The organism is Streptomyces sp. NPDC101776, from assembly GCF_044766845.1.
GTDB lineage: Bacteria > Actinomycetota > Actinomycetes > Streptomycetales > Streptomycetaceae > Streptomyces.
In genome coordinates, this window is record NZ_JBIWMV010000024.1 from 78,117 (window position 1) to 90,740 (window position 12,624).

The 12,624-nt window shown below is 70.2% G+C and carries 9 protein-coding genes; 2 read left to right on the forward strand and 7 right to left on the reverse strand.

The genetic code is table 11. The features are described 5' to 3' along the window. Positions 1–12 precede the first annotated feature (12 nt). Positions 13–897 (reverse strand): MurR/RpiR family transcriptional regulator, encoded by an 885-nt coding sequence (locus ACIRRY_RS44290; RefSeq protein WP_200713152.1) that lies wholly within the window; start codon positions 895–897, stop codon positions 13–15. Positions 898–1,015: 118 nt separating this feature from the next. Between ACIRRY_RS44290 and ACIRRY_RS44295 the strand changes: the two genes are divergently transcribed. Next, complete coding sequence (locus ACIRRY_RS44295; RefSeq protein ID WP_403984726.1) at positions 1,016–1,780, forward strand: sugar isomerase domain-containing protein; 765 nt, start codon at positions 1,016–1,018, stop codon at positions 1,778–1,780. A gap of 197 nt (positions 1,781–1,977) precedes the next feature. Here the strand turns inward: ACIRRY_RS44295 and ACIRRY_RS44300 are convergent, their stop codons facing one another. After that, entirely contained in the window at positions 1,978–2,100 is a 123-nt protein-coding gene (locus ACIRRY_RS44300; protein ID WP_403984728.1) for a hypothetical protein, read from the reverse strand. A gap of 103 nt (positions 2,101–2,203) precedes the next feature. Beyond that, positions 2,204–5,224: a BTAD domain-containing putative transcriptional regulator gene (locus ACIRRY_RS44305; RefSeq protein ID WP_403984730.1), complete on the reverse strand. Its 3,021-nt coding sequence runs from the start codon at positions 5,222–5,224 to the stop codon at positions 2,204–2,206. 264 nt (positions 5,225–5,488) lie between these two features. Between ACIRRY_RS44305 and ACIRRY_RS44310 the strand changes: the two genes are divergently transcribed. Continuing rightward, the gene (locus ACIRRY_RS44310; RefSeq protein ID WP_403984732.1) at positions 5,489–7,945 is read left to right on the forward strand and encodes a tetratricopeptide repeat protein; all 2,457 of its coding nucleotides are present in this window, start codon (positions 5,489–5,491) and stop codon (positions 7,943–7,945) included. Between the two features lie 204 nt (positions 7,946–8,149). On the opposite strand, the gene ACIRRY_RS44315 is transcribed toward ACIRRY_RS44310, so the two are convergent. The 4 genes from ACIRRY_RS44315 to ACIRRY_RS44330 all read right to left on the reverse strand — a co-directional run bounded on the left by ACIRRY_RS44315 (position 8,150) and on the right by ACIRRY_RS44330 (position 12,624). After that, positions 8,150–9,424 carry a hypothetical protein gene (locus tag ACIRRY_RS44315; protein WP_403984734.1) on the reverse strand — a complete coding sequence of 425 codons (1,275 nt, stop codon included), beginning with the start codon at positions 9,422–9,424 and terminating at the stop codon, positions 8,150–8,152. Positions 9,425–9,536: 112 nt separating this feature from the next. Continuing rightward, the gene (locus ACIRRY_RS44320; RefSeq protein WP_403984736.1) at positions 9,537–10,619 is read right to left on the reverse strand and encodes a class I SAM-dependent methyltransferase; all 1,083 of its coding nucleotides are present in this window, start codon (positions 10,617–10,619) and stop codon (positions 9,537–9,539) included. After that, on the reverse strand, positions 10,616–11,815 hold the full coding sequence (locus ACIRRY_RS44325; RefSeq protein WP_403984738.1) for a glycosyltransferase: 1,200 nt from the start codon (positions 11,813–11,815) through the stop codon (positions 10,616–10,618). Before ACIRRY_RS44325 ends, ACIRRY_RS44320 begins: the two co-directional genes overlap by 4 nt. Next, positions 11,812–12,624, reverse strand: coding sequence for an alpha/beta fold hydrolase (locus tag ACIRRY_RS44330; RefSeq protein WP_403984740.1), 813 nt, complete (start codon positions 12,622–12,624; stop codon positions 11,812–11,814). Before ACIRRY_RS44330 ends, ACIRRY_RS44325 begins: the two co-directional genes overlap by 4 nt.

Below are 12,624 nucleotides of genomic sequence, written 5' to 3' on the forward strand. Positions count from 1 at the left end.
TCCTGGCTGAGATCACCGACCCCTGCGGGACTTCACCGTGTGCTCCCCGGCGATGTGGTCGGTGAGGGCCAGGGAGGCGCTCGCGCGCTGGTAGGAGAGCTGCGCGATACGGACGTAGAGGCAGTCGATGAGGACCAGCACGGAGTGGCGGGCGCCGATGATGCCGGTGGGGAAACTGGTCGCCGAGGACGAGGAGATGAGCCGGATGTCGGCGGCGCGGGCGAGCGCGGAGCGTGGGTCGGAGGTAAGGGCGATCGTGGTGGCGCCGCGCTCCTTGGCCAACTCGAACGGTTCGATGGTCTCGCGCGTCGAACCCGAGTGGGAGATGCCGATGGCGACGTCCGCCGGGGTGAGGAGGGCGGCGGAGGTGGCGGCGGCGTGCACCTCGGTCCAGCCGCGCACCGCGCAGCCGATGCGGAACAGCCGGGTCTCGGTCTCCTGGGCGACCGCCCCGCTGCCGCCGATGCCGTAGACGTCGATGCGCCGCGCGCGGGCGGCGGCGGTGGCCGCGCGCTCCACCGCGTCGAGGTCGATCCGGTCGATGGTCTGCTGCACCGCGCGCAGGTCGGCACTGCCCACGACCTGCACGACCCGCTCCAGATCGTCGTCCGGGGAGATGTCCGGGCCGATCTCGGCGGTGCCCCAGTCGGACACCTCGCCGCGCCCGCGCTCCTGGGCCAGTTCGATCAGCAGATGCTGGTACGAGTCGAGGCCCACCGCCCGGCAGAACCGGGTCACCGTCGCCTGCGAGGTGCCGGTGCGGCGGCCCAGCTCGGCGGCCGAGCAGTGGGTGACGGCGGCCGGATCCTCCAGGATCAGCTCGCCGACCTTCCGCAGCGAGCCGGCCAGCCGGGGCAGCTCCGTGCGGATCAGGGTCGTGACGTCTGTCGGGGGCATGTGGAGAAGGTATCAGCCACCCCAGAGGCCATCGATTGAATACCAGGACCGTGTGTGATTTATTGATTCATTGATCGGGAAAGTATAGGTGGTTTGAGCCACCGGTGGGGAGAATCGTGTGTCCGCCGAGTCCGTGAGCGCCGAGACCTTCGCGCGCGAGAGCCTGGCCGTCCTCCAGCACATCACCGAGTCCAGCCGCGAGACCGTGTCCCGCGCCGCCGAACTGATCGCCGACTGCGTCCGCACCGACGGCGTCATCCAGGCCTTCGGCACCGGCCACTCCCAGGCCATGGTCCTCGAACTGGCGGGCCGGGCCGGGGGTTTGGTGCCCACCAACCGCCTGAGCATCGCCGACCTCGTCCTCTACGGCGGGGAGGCCCCGAGCGTCCTCGACGACCCGCTGCTGGAGCGGCAGGCCGGAGTCGCCGAGCGCCTCTACGATCTCGCGGCGCCGCGCCCCGAGGATCTCTTCGTGATCATCTCCAACTCCGGTGTGAACAAGGTGATCGTGGAGATGGCCCTGCGGGTGAAGGAGCGCGGGCACCGGCTGCTGGCCATCACCTCGCTCGCCCACACCCGCGCGGTCCCGGCCGGTCACCCGAGCGGCAAGAAGCTCGCGGACCTCGCCGATGTCGTCCTCGACAACGCGGCCCCGCGTGGCGACGCGCTCCTCGAACTGCCCACCGGGGGAGCCGTGTGCGCCCTGTCCACGCTCACCGGCGCGATGCTCGTGCAGCTGTCGGTCGCGGAGGCGGCGGCCCGGTTGCTCGCCTCGGGGGATCGCCCGCCGGTGTATGTCTCGGCCAATGTGCCGGGCGGCTTCGAGGGGAACCTGGAGTTGGAGGCGCGGTACGCGGGGCGGATTCGCCGTACCGCGAGCTGAGCGTTGCGGCGGCACGCCGGCGACGACCGGCCGAAGCCCCCGGAACCGGGCCGCGGCCGGTCGCCGCCATGTGGCGTTGCTGCGAGAAGTATGGAATCACCGGATGGGATCGGATGCGGTGAATGCATCAATCCGGTGGGAGTGTTCATGGAGGCCCGGCAGTGGAAGAATCCTTCCACTGCCGAGCCGGGAACAGTTCAGGCGAGGTTTTCCAGAATGCTCGGGATGCAGATGAGTATCCCGAGGGTGAGAGCGGAGAGGCCGGCGAACGCGAGCGTCAGGCGGTACCGGAGGGGCCTCTTGAGGGTGCTTCGTGCCATGGGTAGTGGTACTCCCGAATCACGTGTGCCCGATTGTGGCGCAGATCGCCACGGGGAATGTGATACATGATCATCGGCCCACTGTGCAACTCGGTCGGAATCTTCATTCAGGGGCTATTCGCTGAGCCCCGAGCCTGATAATGGGGCTTCCCTGTAACTCGGCCAGGCTTTCCCGCGCCTGTGCCGCTTCGCGTGCCGCGCCGATCCTGTCGGCTGCTTCGACGGCCTGGGTGATGTGAGCGACGGCTGAGCCGCTCTGCCCGAGGCGGTGTTCGGTGAGCCCCAGGGAGTGGAGGGCCTGTGCCTCCTCGTGGGCGGCGCCCACGCTTCTGGCCATGTCCAGCGCGTGCTCGTGTCGGACGGCCGCCTCGGCGAACCGGCCCGCGGCATGAAGGGCGACCCCCATCGCGTGCAGTGTGTCGGAGGCGTTCCGGCGGGCGCCGAGCCGGCGAAAGGTGGCCAGCGATTCTTGATAAAGATCCATCATGGTGTCCAGCTCTTCGGGGGAATTCATCGTGTTGGCCAGATTCACCTGGGTGACGGCACGCTCGGACGGGCTTCCTGATTCGCTGAGCACAGCGAGTACTTCTTCGAGGAAATTCCGGGCGGAATCCGCGCGACCCATGCGGAGATAGAGGTCTGATAAATTATTCAAAACGTGCGCGTATTCACGCATGTCGGTCACTTTTCGGAATCCGGCCAACGCGAGATCGAAATTTTCCTGGGCCTCCTGGAAATTCCCTAAATATAAATGGGTAATCCCCAAGTTGTTCCGGGATCGGGCGATCTGCCAGACGTCGCCCGAAGCGCTGCGCAGGCGCAGGGTTTCCTGCTGGAATTCGAGGGCCTGTGCCAGTCGTCCTGTGTTCCAGTGCAGAACGCCGAGTTGGTGGAGGGCTTCGGCGCCGGCCTCGGTATCGCCGATGTCGGTGGCTGTCCGGTGTGCTTCTTGGTAGGCGGCGCGGGCTTCGTCGTAGCGCCCGCAGTGGGACAGCGCGTTGCCGAGGTCGATCGACGCGTGCGCTTCGGACTGCCGTTCGCCCGTCGTGTGCCAGTGCTGAACAGCGGAGGCGTGCATGCGTTGGGCGTCCGCCGAGTACCCCTCGTCGTCGAGGAAGGCGGCCAGCGCGCCGGCGAGTGCCGCGGCTTCGCCCAGCCGTCCGGCCACTCGGCAGTGGCGCTCCGCGGCGATGAGCGCGGTCCGCTCGGCGAGGAGCCAGCGCCGGGCGGACTGGGGGTCGTCCCAGGGCGGGAGCGGGTGCGGTGAAGCGGGGGACGGCCGGTCCGGACGCAGGCCTCGTGGGTAGATCATCCGGTCCGCGATATCCGATGCGTGCAGATAGAAACGGATCACTCGCCCGATCGCCTCGGTGCGTGCGGACTCCGTTTCCTCGGACATGACGAGGGCGCGTGAGTATTCGCCGAGGAGATCGTGGAGCGTATAGCGCTCCGGCTCGGGCTCTTGGGCCAGATGTACGTTCAGCAAGGCCTCGACGGCGTCTTCCGTGATGTCGTGCGGCAGGTCGGTGAGTGCCGCGATCCCGTAGGTGTCCGCGTCGGGTCCGAATCGCAGTCCGAAGAATCGGAAAACCGTTCGTTCTTCGTTCGTGAGTGCCCGGTACGAAATGTCGAACGTCCTGCCGATTTCTCCGCGTGTACCGTCCCGGATCTCCTTCAGTCGGCCTTGTCCGCGCGTGAGTCTGCGCAGGAGGTGGGCGGTCGTCCAGGTCGGGCGGGACGCGAGGCGCCCGGCGGCCAATTCGATGGCGAGTGGCAGATATCCGGTGAGTCGGACAATCTCCGCCACCTCCGCCGACTGGAGAGTGCGGTCCTCGCCGGCCACGCTGCGGAAGAGGGTGATCGCGTCCTTCGGGGGGAGCACGTCGAGCTGGATCGAGTGGATGCCGGGCAGTCCGGTGAGCCGACGCCGGCTGGTGACGATGAACAGCGAGGGGGAGGCGCCCGGCAGAAGGGGGCGTAGTTGTTGCGGGCTCGTCGCGTCGTCGAGGACGATCACCGCGCGGCGGTTGCTGAGCAAGCTGCGCCACAGGGTGACGAGGCCCTCCAGGTCGTGTGGCAATTCCGTCGCCGGGACGCCGAAGGTCCGGATCAGCGAGGTGAGCGCGGTCTCGGCGGCGAGGGGTTCCCGCCCCGGTGAATGGGCCTGCAGATCGAGATACGCGATCCCGTCCGGGAAGAAGGACGAAAGGCGCTTCGCGGCGTGCAGGGCGACCAGCGATTTCCCGACGCCGCCCATGCCGGAGACGGTCTGCAACGCGATCACCGTGCGGGCGGCGGGAGGGGCCGTCGGCAGAGGTACGGCGTTGTGCATGATCACCGCCAACTCCGCTTCCCTGCCCACCAGTTCGGAGTAGCTGGGCAGGGACTGCGGGGCTGCCGCGGTGGGTTCGGTGCGGGGCAGGAGACGGTGGACCGCCGCTCCGTCGAGGATGAGTTCGTGCAGCCGGGTGAGAGCCTTGCCGGGGTCCGCTCCCAGGTCTTCGAGGAGGCGCCGCCGGACGGTGTCGTAGACGCGCAGGGCGTCGGCCTGTCTGCCGCAGCCGTAGGTGGCTGTCATGAGCTGGCCCGCGAGGAGTTCGTCGGTGGGGTGTTCCTCCAGCAGGGCGGCGAGGTCGGGGACGAGTTCGGCGAAGTGACCGCCGCGCAACTCGATGCCGATACGGATCAGTTGGGCGGACAGGTGCCGCTCCCTGAGGACGCTCCGGATGTGTTCGGCCCACAGTCCCGGCAGGCCGGTGAGCGGCTCGCCGTGCCAGAGTCCGTCCGCCTCTCGCAGCACCCGCAGGGCGCCCTGGTCGTCGCCGCTGTCGCTCAGTGAACGGGCCCGGGTGATGAGGAGTTGGAAGCGGTGGCAGTCCACCTGGTCGGGGCGCACGTCCAGGGTGTAGGCGTGGGCCTGCCTGCTGATTGGCTCACCGCCGCCGATGGCGCGCAGGCGGCGTCGGATGCGCGCTATGTACGAATGCAGACTCACGCTCGGGCGGGCGGGCGGATTGTCGTCCCACAGCCGGTGGATCAAGGTGTCGTGAGATACCGGCCGCCCTGCGTCCGCTCCCAGGGCCGCGAGCGTCAGACGTTCTTTGACCGAGCCGAGCGCGTCCACTTGCTGATCTCCGCGCAGTTCCACTGGTCCCAATAAGCGGATTTCCAAGTCCACCGGTGCCCCCGTCTGACGGCCGACCTGTGTTCTGGAGTGGTCAAGAGTCGCACGTGGTCAATAAGTGTTCAAATATGAAACCGACTTCCACTGAATAATGGCTCATTTATGACTCATCTGATCAGGTTGGGAATCGGTTCGGTCTGTCGCGAGGAGCCACTGGGTAGGACGCAGACAACGGGAGACCGGGACCCAGGGGGAATGCGACGCATGGACCAGGTGACGGCCGTGGAACTGCGAGCTGCCCTGACCTCGGCCGCACGGCGGCCGGAGGAGAGATGGTCGCTCGCCCGCCTCGTCCGCCCGGTGCCGTCCGCCGCTCTGGACGCGGCGGTCCGGGACTGGCTCGGCGGCGGTTCGCGAGTCGGTGAGGATGTCGCGGGACTTGCCGAACTGCTGGCACAGGAGGCGGCGAGCAGACCGTGGTTGGCCGAAGAACTGCTGCTGTGGCGCGCCAGGATCGCCACGGATCCCGAACCCGTGAGTGGTGGCGGAGCCACGAACACCGTCGGGACCTCCGCCCGGATCACCGGACCCGTGGTCCAGGCCCGCGACGTCACCGGTGGCATCCACTTCCATCCCGCACCGGAACCGGCGGTCGTCGTGCCACCCACTGTCCCCCGCCAACTGCCGCCTGTGCCAGGTCACTTCATCAACCGGCAGGACGAACTGGCCGCGCTGGACCGACTGCTGTCGAGTCACCGCGACAGCCCGGTGATCGCCGTCATCAGCGGACCGGCCGGTGTCGGCAAGACCACCCTGGCCCGCCGGTGGCTCCTCGGCCGGGCCGAGTCCTTCCCCGATGGGCAGTTGTACGTCGATCTGCGCGGACACTCGCCCGACGGCCCGGCACGGCCCGGTGAACTGCTCACGGAACTGCTCAGATCCTTCGGCCACGAGCGCATCCCCGCAGAACTCAACGAGCAGGCGGCACTGTGGCGTTCGGTCACCGCGGACGCACGCATCGCGCTGCTCCTCGACAACGTGTTCAGCGCGGCGCAGGTGCGTCCGCTGCTGCCTGGATCACGGTCCGCGTTGACGGCTGTGACCAGCCGGAACCGGCTGACCATGCTGGGGCTGGACGGTGCGGCCTTCCTCCAACTGGGCGTTCTGGGTACGACGGACGCCGTCGAACTCCTCGCGCGGCGTGTGGGGGCGGACCGGGTGAGGCGGGAGCCCGAGGCCGCCCTGGCCATGGTGGAGGCGTGCGCCGGACTCCCGCTGGCCGTGTGTGTCGCCGGGGCCCGGCTCGCGGCCCGCCCGCGGCAGCCTCTCGCGGTCATGGCACGGGCGCTGAACGGCGGCGAGGAGGGCGCGCTGAACGCGCTCCGCGTCGGGGGCGAGTCTGCCGTACGTGCCGCGCTGCAGGAGTCGTACCGTCTCCTCGTGCCCGAACTGGCCGCCGGATACCGGCGCTTGAGCGTCCTGCCGGTGCCGGTGATCACCCCGCCGGTTGTCGCGGCCGTATGCCAGGTGTCACTGGACGAGGCGGACCGGCTGCTCGACGAACTCGCCGAGGTGAACCTCCTTGAGGATCTCGGCCCCGACCAGCGGACCGGGCTGGGGCGCTACCGGTTCCACGATCTGCTCCGTGCCCACGCGCGCGAACGCGCCGCGGCGGAGGAGTCCGTCGAGGGGGTGGAACGGGCGGTGCGCTCGGTCGTGGACTTCTATCTTTCCGCCGCCACCGCGGCCGAGGGCCTGTTGACACCGAGTCATCTGACCCTGCGCCGCGACTACGCCCGACCGCCCGGCCCGCCTCCGTTCGCCGGAGCCACCGGCGCGCTGTGCTGGCTCGACGCGGAACGAGCCGCTCTCATGGGGGTGTTGCGCGCCGCGGCCGAGCGTGGCTGGCATGCCGCCGCCTGGCAACTCGCCGACGCCTTATGGCCCTTGGCGATTCGTCTGCGACCGTACGACCTGTGGATCGAGGCCCACGAGATCGGCCTCATGGCGGCTCGCCGTGACGGCGACCGGGACGGGATCAGCCGCATGCTCACCTCGGGCGGTGTCGGGCTGTACAGCGTGGGCCGGTACGAAGAGGCCGCCTCCTGGTTCCAGCAGGCACTCGACGCCGCGGAAGAGGGTGTGGCCAGGTTCACCGCGCGGGGAGAGGAAGAGGGTCTCGCCGCCGCTCGGCGTGGAGCGGGCCAGGCGCTGCACGGCCTGGGGCAGACGTCCCGGCTCGCGGGCCGACTGACCGAAGCCCGGGCCTACTTCGGCAGGGCGTTGGCCCTGCGCGAGGACATCGGGCACCGGCGTGGAGCCGCTCTGACGCGCCTCGCCCTCGGGGACACCGCCCTGGCCGCAGGCCGGTTCGACGAGGCGCTGCCCCACCTCGTCGAGGCACGCGAAGGCCTGCTCGCCGAACGCGATGTCCACGACGCCGCTCGTGCCCTGGCCTACCTGGGGCGCGCACATGCCCTGCGGGACGGAGTACGTCACGAGCACGCTGAACGCCAACTGCTCGACGCCCTCGGGGAGTTCGAGGCCATCGGTTCCGTCCCCTGGCAGGCGCGGGTCCTCGAACTGCTCGGTCAGGGAGCCGAGGAACGTGGTGACACCGAGCGGGCCAGGGACTGGTACGAACAGTCCCTGGCCCGCTACGGGCCGGTCAACAGGAGCGACCGGCAACGCCTCGAAGAGCGCCTGCGCACCCTGCCGTGACCTGGGAAGGCCGGACCCGCGCCACGCAACCACCGCCCACCCGGGGGACCAGCACCAGCGCACACCCCGGATAGCGCTCCAACACCCGGCCGGCGAGCAGCCACGCGTCGACGGGCGCGTGCCGGCGCGTGCAGTACAGCACGTCGGCGCACTCGCGTCGGCGCTCGTCCGAGTCACCGTCCAGACACTCGATCACCAAGTCGTTCATGCCGACATGTCGCCCGTGCGGGTGCGATGGGCACGGCGCGAGCCCCGCAGCCGCCGGGGGACGGGCAGCGGTGGCAGCGCGGGTTCGAAAGCGGGTTCACCGAGCCCGAGCAACCGGTACATCAACCTGCGGGTGTTGCGTCCGAACCTCCCGGGCTCGGAGGAGATGCGCCGCGCGATCCTCGCGTACTCCGCCACCGGCCGGGTGTCCCGGGCGTACGACAACTGCTCGGGCAGGGCATGCGACGGTGACAACGCCGGTACGACACGGGCCAGTTCGGCACCGGGCGACGCCGGATCGACGTCCGCGTCGGGGAAGCGGGCGAGGACGATCGCCGCCTGGGTGAGGGTGGCGTAGAGAGTGACGGACCCGTGGTCGCCGATCACCCAGTCCGCCGCGATGATCATCGAACGCCAGTCCGATCCCGGAGGGATCAGTACGATCCCGCGACGTCGGGCCGCCGACAACCAGGACCGTACCTGCCAGTCGCCGTGCCCGGACCAGACGTTCGGGTGCACGAGCACCGCGACCCGGTACTCCTCCGACGGCAGTTCCGCCAGGAGCCGGGGCAGCAGCGCGTCCAGCCGGCTGAAGGAGGATCCGGAGCCCCAGGTGGAGGAGACCACCAGCAGCCGCTGGTCGCCCCGCAGCCCCAGCGCCGAACGGTAGCGCCGGCGCAGCGGCAGACTCGCCGTCATACGGTCGTAGGTCGCGTCGCCGACCACCTCGGCGATGGGCAGCGCCTCCGGGCAGTGCCGGCGCAGCGTCAGCAGATCGCCCCGGTGCGCGAGGGCCAGCGCTCTGGGTACCACCTTTCCGTTCCTGACCAGATAGTGCCTGCCGAACCCACCGACGGTGCGCGGCGCACCTGGATCGCGGTCGTCGGCCGGCCGCGAGAGCTTTATGTGCCCCGCGCCGTGCGGCAGCCGCAGCAGCGGACCCCGCAGTCCGTCCACGCCCTGCGAGCCGGCCGCCAGCACCAAGTCGTAGCGGCGGCTGCGAGCCTCCTCCCAGGGCAGGAGGCCGTCACGCGTGTGGGGAAGGGAGCGCGTCGCGCCCGCGTTGAAGGCGTGCGGAGCGATGGTGAAGTCGACCTGTATCCGCAGATCCGACTCCAGCAGCGGCAGTACGTCCCGCAACCGCTGTCCGTACACCTCGGTGTGGACCACGACCAGGACCCGCTTGCAGCCGGACAGCGTCAGCCACTGCGCGGCGCCGGCCGCGCCCGTGGATCTGGCAGTCGCCGTCCCGTCGTCGATGTCGCGTTTCATTGATACCCCCGTTGTCGTGTGAAGAGAGCACTCGACGTTCCACTCGGAGGTGCCCCGACGACGGGACGGAAGGCTTGCGGCGGCCTTGCCGAAACCTTGCAGAGGCGTCGGCTCAGTCCCGCCGCGCCACCAGCCGATACGCGTTCGACACCCGCAGCCGGTGCGACAGCCGCTTCACCACGAACCGGTCCAGCAAAGTGCCCAGGACCAGTGCCGGAATCCCCGCGATCAGCACCGCCGCGCGGAGCACACGGGCCAGTCCGGTCGGGGGCTTCGGCAGCCATGGGAGGTCGTCGCGGGGCGCGGCCGTGTCCAGGGCCAGCCAGGTGCCGGCGAGGAGATCGACCGGGTCGTGCGGTTCCGCGTGCTGCTCCGCCACGACGGTGAAGCCCAGGTCGGTGAGTCTGGCGCGCAGGTTCTCGACCGGGATGAAGTGCAGGTGCTGCGGCTGGAGCCACGGCAGCCACCAGCGGCCGAGCAGCCGGGAGTAGCGGCTGTCGGGGTCCGGGACCTCGATCAGCAGATGCCCGCCGGGACGAACGGCCGTGTGCGCGGCGGCCAGTTCGCGCTCGGGCTCGGTGCTGTGCTCCAGGTAGTGGAACATGCTGACGACGTCGTAGTGGCCCGCGAGGTTCGGGGCCGACTCCGGGAAGCTGCCCCGATATCCGCGCTCCACCCGGCCCGCCTGCTCGGCGAGTTCGGCGCCGTCCGTGAAGTCGAGGCCGTCGAAGGTGGTGCCGGGGTACACCGTGCGGGCCGACTCGCAGAAGTGCCCGTGTCCGGTGCCGACGTCCAGCCAGTTCTTGGGAGTCGGGGAATGCGGGAGGAGTGACTGCGCACGCTGCTCGTACATCTTGGTCCGGGCCGCGAACGTGTTGCCCAACTGCTTCTCGCCCAGGCCGTCGTAGAAGTCCCGGTAGTAGAACTCCAGCCCCGCCGGGCTCAGTCGGGGATTCTGGAACGTGTGCCGGCACTCCTCGCAGCGGTCCAGGACGAACGTGCCCGGCTTGTGCTGGATCAGGTCCCTCGTGCGCAACCGGGTCCGAAGACGCGACGAGTCGCACCAGGGACAGGTCTCGCGCCTGGGCTCGAAGAACCGGTCCAGACCGTCGGCCAAGTCGGCCTGGTAGCCGGGCCGTAGCGCCGCCACCTGCTCGGTGCGGCTCGGGGGCTTGGGGTCGTCCTCGGTGCTCACGGGGTCTCCTTCGGGGACGCGCCGGTGGCCAGCAGTTCCAAGTGGGTGGCCGCCGCGCGGGTTCCGCCGGCCGCGCGGAACGCCGTACGGACACGGTCGGCCGCGGCGCGGTGGTCGGGTTCGTGGAGTACGGCGTCGATGGCCGCGCCCAGCTTGGGTGCGGTGACCCGGCCGAAGCGCACCCGGATGCCCGCGCCCGCGCCGGTGACCTGACCGGCGATCACCGGCTGGTCGTCGCGGATGGGCGCCACGACCAGGGGGACGCCGTGCCACAGTGCCTCGCACACCGTGTTGTGCCCGGCGTGCGAGACGACCGCGTCCGCCCTTTCGAGGAGCGGGAGTTGGGGGATGGAGGGCAGGACCAGGAGGTCCTTGTCCTCCTCGTCGGACGGCCCCAGCGCGCCGCCCGGATCCGCGATCACCGCCTGTACGCGGTCCGTTCGCGCCCGCAGCGCGGTGACGCACTCGGTGAGGAAACGGGCGCCCACATCGGTGTTGGCGGTGCCGAGGCTGACCAGGACCAGGGACCGGGCCGGGTCCAGCCAGTCCCAGGGGAAGTCGGGCGCGGCCGGGCGGGGCGCGATCGACGGGCCGACCCAGCGGATCTGCTCGCCCTGCCGCGCCTCGGGGCCGACGAGTTCCGGGGTGCTGAACGCGAGCACCAGGTGGGGGGAGAAGCGGAGGTCGGCGGTGCCGGACGGGTCGCCGAGGTCGGCGCGGAGCCGGTGCAGCAACTCGTCCAGCCAGAGGCCGACTTTGGGGATGCCCGCGAACACGTCGGTGAACTCGGCCGAGGTGGTCGCCGAGGTCGCCCACGGGATGCCGAGGCGCTCCGCCACCAGGCCGCCGGCCAGGGCCTGTTGGTCGGCGACAACCACGTCCGGCTCGAACTCCGCGACTGCGGCGGTGACTCCGGGCGCCATCTGCTCGGCGAGCGGCGCGAGGAACGCCTCCCACAGGAACTTCAGCGCCTCGGGCCCCCGGATGTCGGGCGGCCGTACGCCCTCGCCCGTGCCCGGTACCGGTCCGGCGCACGGGAACACCCGCGCCGACTCTCCCGCGAGCCGCCGTACGAGATCGGGGTCGGCGCACGCCCACGCCAACTCGTGGCCGCGTGCGGCGAGTTCGGTGGCCACGCCTGTCGCCGGGTTGATGTGGCCGACCAGCGGCGGTACGACGAAGAGGAACCGGCTCACCGGACGGCCACCTCGGTCGCGCTCGCCTCCTGGATCAGGGAGAGGATGTGGCCGCCGACCGTACCCGCCGCCTCGACCAGCACGGAGTGCTCGTGGCCGGGGACGACGACGGTCCGGCAGTCGGGGAGCGCGGACTCCAGCCAGGGGGTGAGTTCGGCGAGGTCCGAGTCGCCGCCGTAGATGCCGAGCACCGGGCAGCGCACCGCGCGGATCTGATCTTCCGTCAACACGCTGCTGGCCGGGATGTCTTGAGAGAGGGAGGTCTCCCGGGCCAGCCGGGCGGCGCCCTTCGCGAGACGGGCGGTGTTGTGGCCGCGGTGCGCGCTGATCCAGGCGATCGCGTCGTCCTCGTTGTGCGCCAACTCGTGCAGCACGCGCTGGAGGATGCCGCCGAGTTTCGGTGCCCAGGCCGCCGTCGCCGGTTCCGACTCGATGAGGGAGACACTGGCCGCTCGCTCCGGATGACGGGCCGCGTAGCCGAACGCCACCGTCCCGCCATAGGAGTTGCCGACCAGATGGACCGGACCGGTCACCTCCAGCCGGTCGAGCAGCGCCTCCAGGTCGTCGATGTTGTCGTCGAGGGTGTAGCCGGTGGCCGGACGCCCGCTGCGGCCGTGACCGCGCAGGTCGTACATGACGACCTCGATACCGGCCAGCGCGAACGGCGGCGCGATGGTGAAGTAGTAGCTGGCCAGGCTGTCGGTGAGCAGACCGTGCACCAACACCGCGGTGGCGGTGGGGCGACGGCCCTCGGGCGGGCTCATGCGCTGTACGTGCAACCGGAGTTGACCGGTGTCGACCATCGCCAT

What these genes read in the sequence shown, in the direction of transcription:
- ACIRRY_RS44310 (WP_403984732.1), top strand. Translation starts at nt 5,489, where the DNA reads ATGGACCAGGTGACGGCCGTGGAACTGCGAGCTGCCCTGACCTCGGCC.
- ACIRRY_RS44290 (WP_200713152.1), bottom strand. Translation starts at nt 897, where the DNA reads ATGCCCCCGACAGACGTCACGACCCTGATCCGCACGGAGCTGCCCCGG.
- ACIRRY_RS44330 (WP_403984740.1), bottom strand. Translation starts at nt 12,624, where the DNA reads ATGGCGATGGTCGACACCGGTCAACTCCGGTTGCACGTACAGCGCATG.
- ACIRRY_RS44315 (WP_403984734.1), bottom strand. Translation starts at nt 9,424, where the DNA reads ATGAAACGCGACATCGACGACGGGACGGCGACTGCCAGATCCACGGGC.
- ACIRRY_RS44300 (WP_403984728.1), bottom strand. Translation starts at nt 2,100, where the DNA reads ATGGCACGAAGCACCCTCAAGAGGCCCCTCCGGTACCGCCTGACGCTC.